An 18,489-nucleotide genomic window follows, 5' to 3' on the forward strand; every position below is an offset into this window, starting at 1 on the left:
CTTAATCTGCAATTATGAAAAGAACTCTTCTTCTGGTATTTTTTATAATACCATGTATGCTTCTGGGGCAGAAGCTTGATATGTCCCTCCTAAAAAATATGGAACCCCGTAATATTGGTCCTGCAGGAATGAGCGGAAGGATCACTGCAATTGATGCGGTAACCTCCAACCCTGATATCATTTATGCAGGTTCTGCTTCGGGTGGATTGTGGAAATCTACTTCGGGTGGAGTGACCTGGAAACCTGTTTTTGATGATCAACCCACTGCCTCGATTGGTGCAGTTGCCATTCAGCAGTCCAATCCTTCCGTAGTGTGGGTGGGTACCGGAGAAGGTAATCCACGTAACAGCCTTAACGGAGGCTATGGAGTGTACAAATCTCTTGACGGCGGAAAGACCTGGAAGAGTATGGGGCTGGAAAATACCCGTCATATTCACCGTGTAGTCATTGATCCCACAGATCCAAACACGGTTTATGTAGGGGCTATAGGCTCTCCCTGGGGGGAACATTCTGAAAGAGGCCTTTACAGAACACGTGATGGGGGAAAATCATGGGAAAAAATACTTTTCACGAATAACCGAAGCGGAATTGCCGAGCTGGTGATGGACCCATCCAATCCAAACAAACTTATCGCCGCCATGTGGGAGCACAAAAGAGATCCCTGGTTCTTCCATTCCGGAGGTCCGGGATCAGGTCTCTACATAACTTACGACGGAGGAGACACCTGGAAAGAGATCACCTCAGATAAGGGTCTTCCTGAAGGAGACCTGGGAAGAATGGGGCTGGCAATTGCCGCCAGTGATCCAGATAGGGTGTATGCCTATGTGGAAGCCAAAAAGAATGCTTTGTACAGGTCTGACGATGGAGGAGAGAATTGGACCATGGTGAACGATGATATGGATGAAATAGGAAATCGTCCTTTTTATTACGCTGAAATATATGTGGCACCCAATAATGAAAACCGGGTCTACAGCATTTTCACATATGTGAATGTTTCTGAAGACGGAGGAAAAAGCTTCAAGGAACTCATGCCTGCGTACGGGGTTTCCAACGGGATCCATCCCGACCATCATGCATGGTACATCCACCCTCAAAATCCCGATTTTATGATGGATGGAAACGATGGCGGATTAAATATTACCCGTGACGGTGGAAAGACCTGGAGGTTTGTTGAAAATCTTCCCGTAGGACAGTTCTATCATGTATCTGTAGATAACGAGATCCCGTATAATGTGTATGGAGGAATGCAGGACAATGGCAGCTGGCGCGGACCTGCATACGTTTTAAAAGCCCAGGGGATCAGGAACTCCTATTGGCAGGAGATCTCTTTTGGAGATGGGTTTGATGTGGTGCCCGACAGGGATAATAGCCAATATGGCTGGACCATGAGCCAGCAGGGTTATGTAAGCCGTTATGACTGGGTAACCGGGAACAATTACCTGGTTCGGCCAACCCATCCCGATCCTGAAGTAGAGCTAAGGTTCAACTGGAATTCAGCGATCAATATAGACCCCTTTGATAACAGCACGGTTTACTTCGGAAGCCAGTTCGTTCACAGATCAACAGATAAAGGTCTCACCTGGGAAGTGATCTCTCCCGATCTCACTACCAATGATCCCGAAAAGCAAAAACAAATGGACAGTGGGGGATTGACTATGGATGCCACCGGCGCCGAGAACCACACCACCATCCTGGTCATTGAGCCAAGTCCTGTAGAACAGGGAATGATCTGGACAGGGTCTGATGATGGTAAAGTTTTCTATACCCGTAATGGAGGCGGGGAATGGAATGAGGTATCGAAAAATTTGAAAGGCTTGCCTGCCGGAAGCTGGATCGCACAGATCAAAGCCTCTGCGCATAACAAAGGAGAAGCTTTACTGGTGGCAAATAATTACCGCCGTTACGACTATGAACCATACGTATACCGCACCAAAAATTATGGTAAGAGTTGGGAACGAATTGTTGGCAAGGATGACGCTTTAGGCTTCGCTCAATCCATAATAGAAGATCCTAAAGAGCCCAACCTGATGTTCCTGGGAACAGATGACGGTTTGTATATATCCCTGGATGCCGGGAAGAACTGGGAAAAATGGAAAAATGGCTTTCCTACGGTTCCTGTGAAAGACATGGTGATCCATCCAAGGGAGCATGACCTGGTAATTGGGACTTTTGGCCGTTCTTTCTGGGTCCTCGATGATATTTCTCCTCTAAGAATGCTGGCCGGGAACGAAAACCTGCAACAGCAAATGAGATCTGAAGCCGCCGCACCTTTACTAGAGGTCATAGCACCTTCCACGACCTATCTCGCCTCCATACAACAACCCACGGGACTTCGGTTTGGGGCTGATGCTACCTTCCAGGGTGAAAACAGGAGCAGGGGAGCGGAGATCAGGTACTTTTTTAAACCTGAAAAACAAGCGGAGAAAAAAACTTCCGAAGAAAAAGAAGAGGGTTCAGAAAAGGAAGAATCTGATGTCAAAAAGGATTCTGTTACCCTGAAGATCTATGACGGGGAAAGATTGATCAGAACTCTTAAAGAAGAAACACCAGATTCTACCGGGATCTATTCTGTTCGTTGGTATCTTAATGAAAAAGGCGCTGACAGACCTTCCAGAAAAATAACAGAAAAAAACGGGGAGCCGGGAGGGGTTACCGTAGAACCCGGAACCTATAAATTGGTTATGGACTATGCGGGCATGAAATCAACTGCTGATATCACTGTAAAAAGTGATCCAAGACTTGAACTTTCCGAAGCAGATATCAATGAGATCTATGCAGCAGAGAAAGAACTGGAAAGTAAAATGCAGCTTGCCGCAGATGCCGTAAAACAACTGGTGGAAAGCAAAAATACAGCTGAAGATTTTAAGTCACGTCTAAAGAAGGAAGACAAAGAAAAGTATAAAGAAGAGATCGAAGCTTCAACGGAAATGATCAAAAAGCTTGAAGAGAAGATCGCGTTGTTTCTTGGAGAAGAAGATGACAGGCAGGGTATTGTGCGTAGCCGTGAGATGAATGCGGTGAACCGGCTTAACCTGGCTGCTTCTTATGTGGGCAGTCGCCCTGCCGGGATTACCGGTACAGAAGATCAGTTGATTTCACAGGCAGAAACAGAACTCAAAGAGGCCCTGGAGCAAGTGAATTCATTCTATAAAAAAGAATGGCCTGCTTACCGGTCAAAAATGGAGCAGGTGGAGATTTCACCTTTTAAGGAGGTGAAGATGTTCAGTTTGTGATCAATTCAATAAAAAATGCCCGGCTTTGACCGGGCATTTTTTTTATAAATATACTTCAAAGTAAACCTTATTTTTCTGCAGCGACTTCTTCATTAAGTAATACGGGAGTCCCAAATCCCAGCTGCTCCAGGCGGTCAAGCTGAGTGGCGGCATCACCTACCACGAGGTAGTACATCTTGTCGGGATCAACATAATTTCTTGCCAGTTCCCTTATTTCAGAAACTGTGATATTCTGCACTGTTTCTTCCTGTTGCTTGACGAAATCCTTATCCCGGTCATAGTTGTAAATATCCTGCAACATCCCCAGTTTGGAAGCAGGTGTTTCAAACTTGCGGGCGTTGCTTTTGATCATGAAACCTTTGGTAACCTCCAGGTCTTCTTCAGTAAACTCTTCAGCATAAGTTTCGAGAATATGCTTTATCAGGTCTAAAGCTTCATAAGTGATATTCGTTCGAACCCCACTGGAGATGGTGAAAGGTCCCGGAAGGGTACTCCCGGTAAAACCTGAGCGAATTCCGTAAGTGTAACCTTTACCTTCACGCAGTTCCTGGGTTAGCCTTGAAGCGAAACTTCCGCCTCCAAGCCGGTAATTCATTACGGTAGCCTTATAGAAATCTTCGTCTGTTTCGGCAAGCGCAGGATAGCCTATATTGAGAACAGACTGTTTTGCCCCGGGGACATCGTAAAAGTAAATTACTGGTTTTTCGGGGGCTGAGGGAACAGTGATCTCAGGAAGGTTTACATCCTTCACGGGCCATGCAGATGCAAGATCCTTTACAGCTGCCACAGCCGTATTCTTTTCAATATCGCCCACCACATAGAAAGCTGCCAGGTTTGGTGAGAGAAAATTGTGGTAATAATCTTTCAGGTCCTGAAGTTCTATTTTTTCAACCGACTCTTCACTTCCGAGGTTATTGTTTGATAATATATGGTCTTTTCCATAAATGATCTTCCGGAATTCATTGGCTGCAATACTATTTGGAGAAGCTTTTTGCTGCTGGAGCATACTCAGCACCTGTTGCTTGCTTAAGGCAAACTCGGCTTCATCCCAGCGCGGCTCCAAAAGGATCTCTTTTACCAGCTCCATGGTTTCCTCATAATTTCTTGCCAGGGTACTTGCCCGAAGGATCATATTTTCCTCACCCGCAAATACTATAATATTTGCTCCCAAAAGTTCGATCGCCTCTTCCAGTTCCCCGGGGGTCTTAGTGGCAGTACCTTTGGTCATAAGGTTGGCCAGTAGATTTGAAACCCCGGGTTTCTCAGGGTCTTCCATTAAGAGTCCGCCTTTGATCTCCAGAATGAAATGCACCAGTGGAACTTCAGAATGGTTTATTCCAAGAATTTCCAGACCAGATTCCAAATCTTCTTCCCAGATCTTGGGAACATTGACCTTAGCCTGTTCGCCATAGGGCGGTTCTGCGCTTCGGTCAAAGGCAGATGGTGTCCTTTGGTAAGTGACTTCCTTATCAAGATCAAATTCCTGTTCGGCCCCCATGACTATTTCTTCCTCTTCTACCTTTGCCTGAACAGAATTCTCAAGGATGAGCTCCACCTGTCCCTTAGGTACAAAGCTGGTAGCGACATAATTTTTGTCTTTGATATACTTTTTGTAAACCATAAGTACATCCTCTGGGGCGACGGCCATGATCTTACCTACTTCTTTATTGATCATTTCAGGATCTTTTGCGAAGATCTGGTACTGTGCCAGCTGGAATCCTTTACCTAGAACACTTGAAAGTCCGTTATAAAATCTGGTTTCCTGTCCTGCTTTGATCCTTTTGAGGTCTTTTTCGGGAATCCCATCCTTCTCAAATTTTTCAAAGGTTTCTTCGATGGCAGCCAGGACGGTATCCAGATCTTTTCCATCATAAGCCCTTACCTGGAGCATGAATTGCCCCGCGAGTTCTGATGTGTAATCAAACATACTCACACTGGGGGCAAGTTTTTTTTCTTCGACCAGGGACTGGTAAAATGGGGCATTCTTGCCTTGAGATAAATAATTAGCCAGAATTTCCAGGGCATAGGAATCTTCGTGGTATGAATGCACAGATGGCCATGCGATGGTTAATTCCGGCAGGTTGGCGAAATTGTCCTCATAATAGAGCTTTTTCGTCTCAAAAAGTTGAACCGGTCGTTTTTCCATCTGGGGGATAGGATCCCCTTTTTTGATCTCTGCGAAGTATTTATCCACCCACACTTTTGCCTGCTCCTTGTCAAAATCACCGGCTATTGTGAGCACCACATTATTGGGAACATACCAGCGATTGTAGAACTCTTTCACATCTTCTAAAGTGGCATTTTGAAGGTCTTCAAGAGAACCTATTACCTGCCAGCTGTAAGGATGGTCTGCAGGATACAGGTTCCTGTCTAAGACATACATGGTATGTCCATAAGGGCTGTTGTCTACCCGTTGTCTTTTTTCATTCTTCACCACCTGTTTTTCCTTCGCCAGAACGGGTTCTGTTACCGTATTAATGAAGAACCCCAGTTTATCTGCCTCTGCCCAGATCATTTTTTCCAGGGCATCTTTTGGAACGGTTTGAAAGTAATTGGTTCGGTCACGACTGGTGGATCCGTTGGCTCCGGAACCTCCAATGCGGGCACTTAATTTATCGAGTCCGCCCTTCCCAAGATTCTCAGATTCCAGGAACAACAAATGTTCAAAAAGATGAGCGAAACCCGTCCTGCCTTCCTTTTCACGAGCCGATCCAACATGGCTGGTAAGGGCAACTGCAACAACCGGGTCTGAACGGTCTATGTGAAAGATTACTTTCAGGCCGTTGTCAAGAGTAAAACTTTCAATTTCAACTTTAAGTTCTCCCTGTGTTTCCTGTGCAACCAGGCTCCCACCGGAGAAAACCAGCAGAAAAGAGTAAATGATTATTTGAATAGTCTTCATTGATATTTGATACTTAAATTAATTTGTAAAACTTCAGTTTAAGTGAGAAGGTAGATAAGATAGGCCACATATAAGGTGACCAGTACGATCCCTTCCCAGCGTTCCAGTTGCCTTCCTTTTCCCGTAAAAACGAAGATGAACAGCAGGAAACCTGCAAGGATATTGATTAAAATGTCAAAAAACGTTGCCTCGGCAATGTGTAAAGGCATGATACTTCCGGAAATTCCCAAAATGAGGAAAATGTTGAAAATATTTGAACCTACTACGTTTCCTATGGCGATATCTACATTCTTCTTTCGCACTGCGATGATCGAAGTGGCAAGTTCGGGGAGGGAGGTTCCAATTGAGACTACGGTTAGGCCAATAACCCTTTCTGAAAGACCGATAACCTCGGCAATATTTACCGCATTGATCACGATAAGGCGCCCCCCGAGTATAAGTCCGGCAAGGCCAAGAATAATGAAAAGAACTGCTTTTCCAACAGTGTAATTCTCTGTACTTATCATTTCCTCATCTGTATTGCCTTTTGCGACCATAAGGTTGTAGACCAGAAAGATCAGAAAGAAAAGGAGCAGGGTAAGGGCATCAGACCGGGTGATAATGTTAGGAGCAGTTCCATCCAACAGAACATCGGCAGCAACTATGAATACAGCAATCGCAGCCAGAAGGCTGAGCGGGATCTCTAGCCAGGTGGTATTGGTTTTCACCGTTAGCGGATAAATAATTGCTGAGATCCCCAGGATGCCCAGCACGTTAAAAATGTTACTTCCAAGCACATTCCCCAGCACCATTTCTGTACTTCCCGTAGTGGCTGCAAAAACATTCACCACCAGCTCGGGTGCCGAAGTCCCGAAGGCTACGATGGTAAGGCCAATTACTATACTTGGGACTCCAAGCCGGGCGGCAAGGCTGGAAGCGGCGTCAACCAGTTTTGTAGCTCCAAAGATCAGGACCACAAAACCGATAAGTAATAAGATGATGTTGAGAAGCATATTAATAGGTATCTATCTTATTATTGTTCACAAAAAACAGGGAATTCACGAAGAATAATTTTCCGTTTTCCCAGAATGCCCTGAATAAAGGATTGTCTACAAAATAAATAAAACTTCCGCTTCCCATAGATTCCACCCCAAAAGTGAGGCTGCTTTTAATTTTTTCCCGGGCTTCGCTTCCTGCAAAACCTGAGATGATCTTTGGTTCTCCTTCAAGATAAGCCACATTGTACCCTTCTTTCAGATGACTGTAACTGTCACTGCTCAACTTCAGACTATAATAAGAGTCATTATATCCAAAGGCCAGAGGATGGGTATTATCTAGTTTTGTTTCAATGATACTTCCTGTGATGAGATTTTTAATCTCCTCCCGCTCCCTTTCGGCATATGGGGTAAGATTTGCTTTTTGAATACTGTCCTTTTCAGGTTCATTTTCTATCAGGTGGAAACCTTCCTTTCCGGCAAAGGTTTTTACCGCATTTCCAATAGCGATCACTTTCCCTCCAGATCGTACCCATTGAGTCAACTCTTCCAGCCCCTCCTTATCGAATAATTTACTGTAATTCCCAGAAGGTAATACCAACACATCAATTTTTGAAAGGTCGATCCTGTCAAAATTACCGGTGTCTATGGAAGTGACAGCATAGTTAAGGTCCTGCTCAAAAAAATACCAGATTTCCCCATAGTTCAGGGAGGAGGTACCTTCCCCTTTTAATACCCCAATTCGGGGTTTGTTGATGATCTTTACCTGTGAGGACCCAAGATCGGGACCTGTGGTAGAGAAACCTGAGGTGGCCGGGGTGAGCTCGCGCTCATGTTTTTCGGCAAGGGCAATAAGTTTTGAATCGAAATTTTCAAGGTTGCGATTGTCGCTCTTGGTGATCACCAGGCTCCCGCGGCCGAATTTTTTTTCTGCAGTTTCCAGAGGTGTTTCGGTGAACCTAACTTTAATCCCCTCCTGCAGAAGCGCGCTTAGGAACCGCGCATCTTTCATACTGTTCCACTCAGAGATGTAACCCGCACCTTCTGGGGTCGCAGTGTATGTGAATTTTTTAGCTTCTGAAGGTTCAGTGGTCGCAACACTTCTGGTACTGGAAACAGCATCCAGTCCATATGCGTGAGGCAGGCTCCAGGCAGTAATATCATAGGTCAGGGAATCAACAAGTTTGGCCGAAGGTTCCATGAGAACCTTGACCATTTTTCCTTTTGGCTGATCTGTCGGGATCACCAGGGTATTCTCTGGAGCGTCGAAACTCCTGTTCTTTTTTTCGATGTGATCATAACCTCTTACCTTTCCGGTAGCCATTCCGTAAGAGATCTCATGACGGTCAAGTAATTCTTTTAATGCAGATATCTTATCGGGATGACCATTCAGAACATAATTTTTGATCGCCTGATCCTGGTTATTAAAGAAGGCCGCGAATTCAGAAGTAAGTCTGTCAACATTTTGGGAGGCGATCTCAACGGTTGACAGTCCGGTGGTATGATGGTGTGCAACTCTGTCTGTAAGGGTAAGAACATAACCTTCGGTGGTTTCAATTCCCAGTCCCACATGTCCCGCCTGTTCGTAAGTCATTCCAATGGCACCCATATAAGTAGGATAAGTGTCGCCATAACTTGGGTACAGCAGGTCAAACCTTTCCTTGGTAAAATATAACCAGCCTTTCTCGTCAAAGTAACGGGCGTGATTCTTTCCAATCTCAGTCTGGAATTCCCTTTGAAAAGGGGTAATGACCTCATGCAGGGGTTCTGCCGCAGGCGCAAAATAATAAGGATCGTTCCTTCCCTGCTCATGAAAATCTACGTGAATATGCGGCATCCATTGATTATAGGCTTCCAGTCGCTGCCTGGTCTCCACCTGGGTAGCCCAGGCCCAGTCACGATTGAGGTCAAAAAGATAATGGTTAGGTCTTCCCCCTGGCCATGGTTCCATGTGTTCGGCTGCCAAAGGGGATGTATTATAAGGAGTGGATTTCACCTGTTTGTACCAGTTTACATAACGGTCACGCCCATCAGGGTTAACTGTCGGGTCCATGATCACCACTGTGTTTTCCAACCAATCCTTTTTTTCTGTGATGAGCTCAAATAAAGTGACCATGGATGCTTCGGTGCTGGATGCTTCATTCCCATGAACGTTATAACTAAGCCATACGATCGCTTTCTTTTGGCTGTTTTCCTCATTTCCGGGAAGGATCCCGGCATTCCTGAGATGATCTTTTCTTATCTCTTCGAGATTGGCCATGTTTCCTTCCGTAGTAATGACAACATAGAAGAGGGGGCGGCCTTCGTTGGTCTCTCCATAAGTTTGAAAGTTGACCAACGGAGAATTTTGGGCCACGTGAGTGAAATAATCCATCACCTTATGGTGACGGGTAAATTGAGTACCGGGTTCATAACCCAAAAAATCTGCGGGAGACTGCTGTGCAAAAAAGGGCTGCACGGCAAAAGTTAATGCCGTAATAAGACTGATTAATCTTCTCATGTATAGGTTTGTAGTTTCGAAATTAGGGGAGTAAAGATAGTATACCCACCGGAATTAAATTAAAATACCTCAATAAAATACAGAAGTTCGGTATCTTTACATTTTCAAAAGAATTCTATGTCTGGTGACTATATTTCCTATTCTGAGACAAATTATTTTTCAAACCTTATTCTCGATTATCTCAACCAAAAAAAGGAGGTAACTCCTTTTTATAACAGGTTTCCTTCCGCCGAAAATTTTGAAGCGCAGATCGCTGAGAAAAGATCTTTTTTTGAAACTTCAGGAAACGACGTGAGAAAAACCCTGGTTGAGGTCTTGAAAAGGCAATATTCGGGCATCAATTCTTCCGAAGCTACCCAAAAAAATATTGATCTTCTGGCCCTCGACAATACCTTTACTATCACTACAGGTCACCAGCTTAATCTCTTTACGGGTCCGCTTTATTTCTTATATAAGATCGTTTCTGCTGTCAATCTTGCCAAAGAATTGCAGGAAAAATATCCTGGGAACAATTTTGTTCCTGTTTACTGGATGGCGACCGAGGACCATGATTTTGAAGAAATCAGTTTCTTTAATCTCCACGGAAAAAAGTTCAACTGGAACCCTCCCGCTTCCGATTATGACGGTGGCGCTGTTGGAGAACTACCTACGGAAGGACTTCAGGACATATTAGACCTTTTTTCAGCAGAGACAGGGAACAGTCAAAACGCGAAGCAGCTGCAGGACTGGTTCGAAAAGGCTTATCTGGAACACGATAACCTTGCCGATGCTACCCGTTACCTGGCCAACCGTCTTTTTGAAAAATACGGCCTCGTGATTCTCGACGCCAATAACAGGGAGCTAAAGAAATTCTTTGTGCCTTATATGAAGGAGGAATTGCTTGAAAAGTCTTCTTTTCAAAAAGTGACTCCCACGGCAGAAGCCCTGGAAAAAGCAGGATATGATATCCAGGTGAACCCCCGTGAGATCAACCTTTTCTATATGGAAAAAGGCTTACGGGAAAGGATCATTGAAAAAGACGGGAAATATTTCGTTCATGACCAGAATATTTCCTGGAGCAAGGAGGAATTGCTGGACCTTTTGAATAATGAGTCTGAAAAGTTCAGTCCAAATGTACTTTTGAGACCCTTATACCAGGAAGTGATCCTCCCAAATCTATGCTACATTGGAGGTGGAGGGGAACTGGCCTATTGGCTGGAGCTGAAAGATTATTTTGATCGATCAAAAGTTCCTTTTCCTATCTTGTTACTGCGGAATTCTGTCTTACTTCAAACTCAAAAGCAGGACCTGAAACGACAAAAACTCGGCATCTCCCTGCCCGAACTGTTCCTGAAGCCCCATGAACTTATCAACAGGAAAGTAAGAAAGATCTCCAATATTGATATTGATTTTTCTATTCAAAAAGATCATTTGGTACAACAATTCCAGGAGATGTATGAGCTGGCAGAAAAAACCGATAAGTCCTTTCTTGGGGCTGTGAAAGCCCAGGAAGTTAAACAGCTGAAAGGGCTCGAAAATCTGGAAAAGAGACTTCTGAAGGCTCAAAAGAGGAAACTTGAAGATGAAGTTTCAAGGATTACTTCCTTGCAGGCAGAACTCTTCCCCAATGGCGGACTGCAGGAGCGCCACCATAATTTTTCAGAATTCTATTTGGAATATGGAGAAGATCTTATCCCTATGCTTATTGAAAATCTAAAACCCCTGGAATTAAAATTTGATATTCTATCCGTATGAATAAAATGCATAAAATAGATATTGATCTGGTGGAAATGACACTGGATGTGATGAAATATACCATTGACCGTATCTCTAATGTAACCCCCGAGCTGGGCACTCCCAAAAAAGAAGAAGAACTTTTTGAATTGATAGGGGAAACGGTTACTCCAAAGGGAATTGGAGGAGAGGTAGCTTTCAAGATGTTTCGTGATATTCTGGTGAAGGCTACCGTTCCTATAGATCACCCCCGACACCTGGCCTTCGTGCCTGCCGCACCTACCCGTGCAGCTATTATGTTTGACCTGGTGACCTCGGCTTCAAGTATACATGGAGCATACTGGATGGAAGGGGCCGGAGGTATTTTCTGTGAGAACCAGGCGATGAAATGGCTGGTTTCCCTGACCGGATTGCCTAAAGATTCTTTTGGGGTGTTTACCAGTGGCGGTACCGCAGCTAATTTATCGGCTATGGTGACGGCGCGGGAAGCATGGAGAAAGAAAGACAGTGGCAATATAGGGGTAAGGGCTTTACTGCTTACCTCCAATGGAGCCCATTCTTCCATCCAGGCCATGGCTAAGGTGATGGATGCAGATATAGTAATGGTTGATTGTCCTGATGAGAACTTCAGGGGCCATGCGTTGAGGTCTGCAATAGATGAACTTGAAGAGAAAGACAGGAAAAGACTTTTTGCGGTAGTGGCTACAGGTGGTACTACCAATGCAGGGATCATCGATGAACTTGATTCTATCGCTGAGGTTTGTGAGCAGGAAGACCTTTGGTTCCACGTAGATGCGGCATATGGTGGAGGCGCATTGGCTGCACCTTCTGTACGGCACTTGTTCAACGGAATTGAGAAAGCTGACAGTATAACCATAGATCCTCATAAATGGCTTTTTTCACCCTATGATTGCGGGGCTGTGATTTATAAGAACATGGAACTTGCTGCCGAGGCCCATTCCCAAAAAGGATCTTATCTGGAGATATTTAAGGATGAAGGAGCCCAGGGCTTCAATCCGGCAGATTACCAGATACAGTTGACCCGCAGGTTGCGTGGAATGCCTTTGTGGTTCTCGCTCGCCATGCATGGAACCGATAAATACCGGGATTCTATTGAAAGAGGAATTCAGCTGGCACAACTGGCCGCCAAAAAAATAGAGGCTGCAGAGAACCTTGAATTGGTGAGGCCGGCGAACTTGTCGGTGGTACTGTTCCGAAGAAAAGGATGGACTGCCGAACAATACCGGGACTGGACCTACCGAAACCATAAGAGCGGATTGGCATTGGTCACCCCCACAAAATGGAAAGGGAAAAAGGGTGATGAAACCATATCACGCTTCTGTTTTATCAATCCTGAAACCACCGAAGAAGATATCGATCTTATATTAGATACCATGAAATGATCAGGAAGGGATGCGGTGACTCTTGTGGATCTTTACTGTTGAGCCTTCGGCAAGGATCACAGAATGAAGAACCATGTTGTTCAGGATGTTGAAAACGGGGTCGAATTGCCTGGAGAAATCAACATCTATCGAATATTCGTGTACCTTATTGGTATGCCAGGAAGAATGTGAGACCTCAGTTTCATTTGATTCCTTTTCATCTATTTTTCCGTACCCGTATGGCCGGTCGAGAAAGAACGCTGTTTCAGTATTTTCATCATAAGGCGAAGGAATGTTGTTTGTTTTTACCTGCAGGTGTTGCCATTCATTCTCAAACTGCCATGAATACTTTACGTCAAGTTCGGCTTCATTCTCTTTAATTTCCTGTTTTGTGGTATGCAGCCGGTAATCTTCGGAAAGAACGGTATTAGCGAGGAGCTTGAGTGCTACTTTATCAACAATCTCTGCTATGGAAACCACACCTTTCCTCCATTTTGCACCGTCAAATCGCTTCCCGTAGAGCCGCAGACTAATCTCTTCAAAATCTGAATACAAAGGAACTTTGATCCGCAGCTTCCAGATCTTTGAACTGAAATCCTACCAGGCTCACAAAGCAATTCCCGTTCAAATGACCTGGCTTTGTATGTGCCGGTAAATATTTTTCGAGTATTTCATCCTGTACCCGCATAATTGGCAAAAGCCAGTTTTCCCCATTCGCAGTTTAAAGGTGTTTCTATGGGCGGGTTTTTATATCGCAACCGGAATTGATGTTAATAAATTTGCCGCCTTCCGGAAGCTAATTAATTCATAAAGCCGAAATGTTAATAAGTATTTGTGTATTTCATCGATTAAACTTTGCTTCTTGTCGGTTTTAACCGACATTTGAGAGGTTGTAATTTAAATAACTTTCTTTGGAAATATTTTTGCTTGTCCTCTCTTTTTTTCTCTGTATGATCGCCATTGTTTTATTGGTAAGGTCAAGGAAAAGTCTTAGAAGTACCAGGCAACTTATAGCCCGCGAAACCAAAACCCTGGAGAGGATCAAAAAGGCTGCCTGATCGATCGTGCAGCAAAAGAAGGAAGGATTAATTCTTTGGGATCTAATCTATTTCAAACTCCAGCCTCATAGTTACCGAAGCCGTTTTCTTTTTATCGGCAGTATTGTATGCCCCGCCCCAGGTAAAATCTTCCCCACTGTTCTGGCCAATGATCTGGAAGACCCCCAGATCAGCACTTCTAAGGGATCCAAGTTCGCTACCGCTGTTCTCAGCGATCCTTTCAGCGCGTATTCTTGCATCTTCTGTTGCCGCAGAGATCATTTGAATTTTCAGGTCGGCCAGTTTTGTATAATAATACCGTGGGGGAGTAGAGTTGAACTGCACCCCTTTTTGCAAAAGTTCAGTTATTTCACGGGATACCTGTTCGACCAGGGGAACATCTTTTGATTCGATCTTAACAGTTTGCTGCAGTTCATATCCTTTAAAGATATTTCCTACATAATTCCCATTCTGGTACTGCGGTTCACTTTGTTCAAGGGTCTGAACAGAGTTAAAAACGAAATTACCTTCATCAATTCCCTTGGAGATCAAATATTCCCTTACTGTTTCCTTGTCTTCATTAAGCCTGTCATAAGCCGTCTGCAATTCGAGATTCATTTGAGAAAAAGTGCCTTCCCATACAATAAGATCTGAGGTGAAATCTTCACTTCCGGAACCCGTAACAGCGATAACTCCCGGAGGGGTTGCTCTCTTTACATAGGAACTGCCAAGGATATAAGCAGCCAGAACAATGGCTACCGAAAAAACTATTGCAGCAACATGTTTCATAAGACGGGATTGAAAGAGAATTTACTTAAAGATATAAAATAAGTGAGAGCAGGGATAAATTTACCTCAAATTCTTACTTTTGCGCATGCACAACAACGTACTCATTTTAGATTTTGGCTCGCAGTACACGCAATTAATTGCAAGGCGGGTAAGAGAACTCAATATTTACTGCGAAATCCATCCTTACAACAAACCCCCGGAGGATATTACCAACTACAAAGCGGTGATCCTTTCAGGAAGTCCTTTTTCTGTAAGAGGGGAGAATGCGCCACACCCTGATCTTTCAGAGATCAGGAAAAAAGTACCGGTCCTCGCAGTGTGTTACGGGGCTCAATACCTTGCCCATTTTAACGGAGGGAAAGTGGAAGCTTCAGAAATACGGGAATATGGCCGGGCTAACCTTAGTGTTATAAAAGACGAAGAGGCGCTTTTTGAAAACATCAGGGAGAATTCTCAGGTTTGGATGAGCCATAGTGATACCATAAAGGAGCTTCCGGAAAACGGGGTAAGACTTGCCAGTACCCCCGATGTTTTGAATGCGGCATACCGTATAGAAGGAGAAGATACTTATGCCATTCAATTCCATCCTGAAGTTTACCATTCTACAGACGGGAAACAACTACTTGAGAATTTTCTGGTGAAGATCGCCGGGGTAGAGCAGGAGTGGACACCCGAGGCTTTTGTAGATATGACGGTTGCTGAACTCAAAGACAAGATAGGCGATGAGAAAGTGGTTCTTGGTTTAAGTGGAGGAGTAGATTCTACTGTTGCTGCCGTTTTACTTCATAAAGCAATAGGTAAAAATCTCTATTGTATCTTCGTGAACAATGGATTGCTCAGAAAAGGGGAATTTGAGAGTGTTCTTGATCAATACAAGCACATGGGACTCAATGTAAAAGGAGTAGATGCTTCGGCACGTTTCTTGGACGCCCTTGCCGGGATCTCAGATCCTGAAGGCAAACGGAAAGCAATTGGGAAAGCCTTTATCGAAGTTTTTGATGATGAGGCTCATTTGATAAAGGATGTGAAGTTTTTAGCACAGGGAACCATTTATCCTGATGTTATTGAATCTATTTCGGTGAACGGACCTTCTGCAACCATTAAATCCCACCATAATGTGGGAGGTTTGCCAGATTTTATGAAGCTTCAGGTTGTAGAGCCACTTAGGATGCTCTTCAAGGATGAAGTGAGAAGGGTGGGAGCCGAACTTGAGATCGATAAGGAATTGCTGGGAAGGCATCCTTTTCCGGGTCCCGGTCTTGCGATCAGGATCCTGGGGGATATTACTGCTGAAAAGGTGCGTGTTCTTCAGGAGGTAGATGCGATATTTATAAACGGACTCAAGGAATGGATGTTATATGATAAGGTATGGCAGGCAGGAGCTATCCTTTTACCTGTAAACTCAGTAGGGGTGATGGGAGATGAGAGGACCTATGAAAAAGTAGTTGCCCTTCGAGCAGTTGAATCAACAGACGGTATGACCGCAGACTGGGTGAACCTGCCGTATGATTTTTTACAAAAGACCTCAAATACAATAATAAACCGGGTTAAAGGCGTTAATAGAGTGGTGTATGATATTAGCTCCAAACCTCCGGCCACAATTGAGTGGGAATAAAATTTTTTCTATGAGAAACTTACTTGTTCTTTTTCTGTTCTTTCAGATGATGACTACCTCTGCCCTTGCGCAGCAGTACAAATATCACGTTGTAAAGAGTGGTGAAACATCTGCAGAGATAGCAAGGATGTACAATACCACAGTTGAAACCCTTTACCGGTACAATCCCGATGCCCGCAGTGGCATCAGGCCCAATGACAAGCTGGTGGTACCAATAAGTGGACCGGAAAATACCGCACAGGAGAAGGCACAGGAGAAAAACATCAAATTTAAAACCCATCGCGTAAAGCGAAAGGAGACCCTTTTCAGCCTATCCCAACAGTATAATATAAATATCGAGGATATAAAAAGGTTTAATAAACATTTATATTCTGAAGAACTTCGCAGAGGCGAACACATCAGGATCCCGTTGAACCTCCCACTGGAAGTTAAGCGACAACCTGAAGCTGTGGTGGAACGATCTACGTCAAATCCGCTTGACCTTTCTGTAAAAGAACACGTAGTGCTTCCCAAGGAAACCCTTTATGGTATTTCAAGAAAGTACAATATAACCATTGCCGAGTTGCAACGGCTAAACCCGGGGATGGAAACCCTGCAACCGGGAATGATCGTTAAGGTTAGGAATGGCGATGTGGAAAAAGTAGTGGATGTTGAAGGTGATCTGTTCAAGTATTACCTGGTCCAACCACAGGAAACGGTTTTCAGCCTTACCCGCCGCTTCAATATTAGCCGGGACTCGCTTATTACCTTAAACCCTGCTTTGGCTGAGGGATTAAAATCTGGCATGGTTCTGAAAATTCCCAACCTGGAAGGAACTGAAGTGACAGCCTATTCTGAAGCAGCGTTTGTCAATCTTGAAAAAAGGATCAAAAACTATAATACCAAAAATATTGCTGTGATGTTGCCTTTTAACCTGCACAAGGTTGAAAGGAGTGACACCTCATCTAACGCGGCCGAGACCATTAAAAAGGACCAGGTAATGCAGATCTCGCTGGATTTTTATAGCGGGGTATTAATGGCAGTTGATTCTGCCAAATCATTGGGGATTTCTACCAACCTTTCTTTTTATGATACCCAAAGGAATGCAGGTAAGGTGCATGCGATCGTTAATTCGAATGACTTTAGTAATGTTGATGCCGTTATAGGCCCATTATTGCAGTCAACGGCAGAAGCTGCAGCGTCTGGTTTGCAATCAAGGAATATTCCTGTGATCTCACCCCTTACCAAAAGACAGGTGGGTTCTATGCGTAACTTTTTGCAGGCAAGACCTTCAGATGATATGCTGACCAGTGCCATGATCTCTTATATCTCTGAAAATTCTGCCGGAAAGAATCTCATCGTCATAGCAGATGCCGGTTCCGCAGATAAAAAGAGACAATTAATGTCAGCTTTTCCGTCAGCCAGAACAGTTAACCCAAAAGAAGGAAGCTACATTGACCAAAAACAACTTGCTAATACATTGGTGGAAGGACGCCCGAACTGGGTGATCATAGAAAGTGACAAAATTGGGGTGCTAAGCAATGCCACATCCTATCTGAATTCCCTGGCAGGGAAGTTTGATATTACCTTGTTAACGACTGACAGGAACAATTCCTTTGACAGTGATAACATTTCCAACAGTCATCTGGGAAATCTAAAATTTCATTTTCCATCTGTAGACAAGACGGTTTCTGAAGAAAACTCAGGTTTTATCAGGAAGTATGCCGAGAAGTATGGGGTTGAACCAAATACATACGCCGTACGCGGGTTTGATGTGACTTATGATGTGCTGTTGCGCCTGGCTTCATCTAATGATCTGTATACTTCCCTGGAAGAGGAGGGGACAACCCAATATGTGGAAAATAAATTTGATTATATAAGCAGGGCCAATGGTGGGTATGAGAATAAAGCCATTTATATCATGGCTTATGATAAAGGCTTGAATTTAAATGTGGTGCGCTAAATGATCTCAAAAGTAACCTACTTAGGAGATCTCAGAACAGAATGTGAGCACCTTGGCAGCGGCTCAAAGATCATTACAGATGCCCCTCTTGACAATGAGGGAAAGGGAGGATCTTTTTCACCTACAGATACTGTCGCCACTGCTCTGGCGAGCTGCATGTTCACCATAATCGGGATCAAGGCCAGAGATCACGAACTCAATGTGGAAGGGGCTTTTGCCGAAATCACCAAAACCATGGCTTCAGATCCCCGGCGCATTTCAGGGATAAAGGTGGTGATCATTTTTCCTGCGGCATATTCCCAAAAAGAACAAATCATCCTGGAAAGAGCAGCCAGGACCTGTCCTGTGCTATACAGCCTGCACCCCGATATCGACCTGGAGATCAGTTTTGTGTATCCCTAG

At 44.2% G+C, this 18,489-nt stretch carries 13 protein-coding genes; 7 read left to right on the forward strand and 6 right to left on the reverse strand.

Going from position 1 to position 18,489, the window contains the following annotated elements; genetic code table 11:
• Positions 1-14 precede the first annotated feature (14 nt).
• Positions 15-3,233 (forward strand): VPS10 domain-containing protein, encoded by a 3,219-nt coding sequence (locus ACFSTG_RS02485; RefSeq protein ID WP_380748121.1) that lies wholly within the window; start codon positions 15-17, stop codon positions 3,231-3,233.
• A gap of 67 nt (positions 3,234-3,300) precedes the next feature.
• Here ACFSTG_RS02485 and ACFSTG_RS02490 read toward each other — a convergent pair whose 3' ends face one another.
• From ACFSTG_RS02490 to ACFSTG_RS02500, 3 genes are read right to left on the reverse strand one after another with little or no spacing between them, the layout of a single operon-like run.
• A complete protein-coding gene (locus tag ACFSTG_RS02490; RefSeq protein ID WP_380748123.1) occupies positions 3,301-6,135 on the reverse strand; it encodes a M16 family metallopeptidase in 2,835 nt (944 codons plus the stop codon).
• Positions 6,136-6,173: 38 nt separating this feature from the next.
• Positions 6,174-7,127: a calcium/sodium antiporter gene (locus tag ACFSTG_RS02495; protein WP_380748125.1), complete on the reverse strand. Its 954-nt coding sequence runs from the start codon at positions 7,125-7,127 to the stop codon at positions 6,174-6,176.
• 1 nt (position 7,128) lies between these two features.
• A complete protein-coding gene (locus tag ACFSTG_RS02500) occupies positions 7,129-9,609 on the reverse strand; it encodes a M14 family metallopeptidase (protein ID WP_380748126.1) in 2,481 nt (826 codons plus the stop codon).
• Positions 9,610-9,726: 117 nt separating this feature from the next.
• Between ACFSTG_RS02500 and bshC the strand changes: the two genes are divergently transcribed.
• Both bshC and ACFSTG_RS02510 read left to right on the forward strand, forming a co-directional pair.
• Positions 9,727-11,343, forward strand: a complete 1,617-nt coding sequence (bshC, locus tag ACFSTG_RS02505; protein ID WP_380748127.1) for a bacillithiol biosynthesis cysteine-adding enzyme BshC — start codon at positions 9,727-9,729, stop codon at positions 11,341-11,343.
• Positions 11,344-11,348: 5 nt separating this feature from the next.
• Entirely contained in the window at positions 11,349-12,725 is a 1,377-nt protein-coding gene (locus tag ACFSTG_RS02510; RefSeq protein WP_380748424.1) for a pyridoxal phosphate-dependent decarboxylase family protein, read from the forward strand.
• Here the strand turns inward: ACFSTG_RS02510 and ACFSTG_RS02515 are convergent, their stop codons facing one another.
• Both ACFSTG_RS02515 and ACFSTG_RS02520 read right to left on the reverse strand, forming a co-directional pair.
• Positions 12,726-13,259 (reverse strand): DUF2071 domain-containing protein, encoded by a 534-nt coding sequence (locus ACFSTG_RS02515; protein WP_380748129.1) that lies wholly within the window; start codon positions 13,257-13,259, stop codon positions 12,726-12,728.
• Entirely contained in the window at positions 13,243-13,392 is a 150-nt protein-coding gene (locus tag ACFSTG_RS02520) for a DUF2071 domain-containing protein (RefSeq protein WP_380748130.1), read from the reverse strand. The genes ACFSTG_RS02515 and ACFSTG_RS02520 overlap by 17 nt, the downstream gene beginning before the upstream one ends.
• 223 nt (positions 13,393-13,615) lie before the next feature.
• Between ACFSTG_RS02520 and ACFSTG_RS02525 the strand changes: the two genes are divergently transcribed.
• The gene (locus tag ACFSTG_RS02525; protein WP_380748132.1) at positions 13,616-13,762 is read left to right on the forward strand and encodes a hypothetical protein; all 147 of its coding nucleotides are present in this window, start codon (positions 13,616-13,618) and stop codon (positions 13,760-13,762) included.
• A gap of 42 nt (positions 13,763-13,804) precedes the next feature.
• Here the strand turns inward: ACFSTG_RS02525 and ACFSTG_RS02530 are convergent, their stop codons facing one another.
• Entirely contained in the window at positions 13,805-14,530 is a 726-nt protein-coding gene (locus tag ACFSTG_RS02530) for an SIMPL domain-containing protein (RefSeq protein WP_380748133.1), read from the reverse strand.
• An 85-nt stretch (positions 14,531-14,615) separates the two neighbouring features.
• On the opposite strand from ACFSTG_RS02530, the gene guaA reads away from it, so the two are divergent.
• From guaA to ACFSTG_RS02545, 3 genes are read left to right on the forward strand one after another with little or no spacing between them, the layout of a single operon-like run.
• Entirely contained in the window at positions 14,616-16,145 is a 1,530-nt protein-coding gene (gene guaA, locus ACFSTG_RS02535; RefSeq protein ID WP_380748135.1) for a glutamine-hydrolyzing GMP synthase, read from the forward strand.
• A 10-nt stretch (positions 16,146-16,155) separates the two neighbouring features.
• A complete protein-coding gene (locus ACFSTG_RS02540) occupies positions 16,156-18,087 on the forward strand; it encodes a LysM peptidoglycan-binding domain-containing protein (RefSeq protein ID WP_380748137.1) in 1,932 nt (643 codons plus the stop codon).
• A complete protein-coding gene (locus ACFSTG_RS02545; RefSeq protein ID WP_380748139.1) occupies positions 18,088-18,489 on the forward strand; it encodes an OsmC family protein in 402 nt (133 codons plus the stop codon).

It is taken from the genome of Salinimicrobium flavum, assembly GCF_042684505.1.
Lineage (GTDB): Bacteria > Bacteroidota > Bacteroidia > Flavobacteriales > Flavobacteriaceae > Salinimicrobium > Salinimicrobium flavum.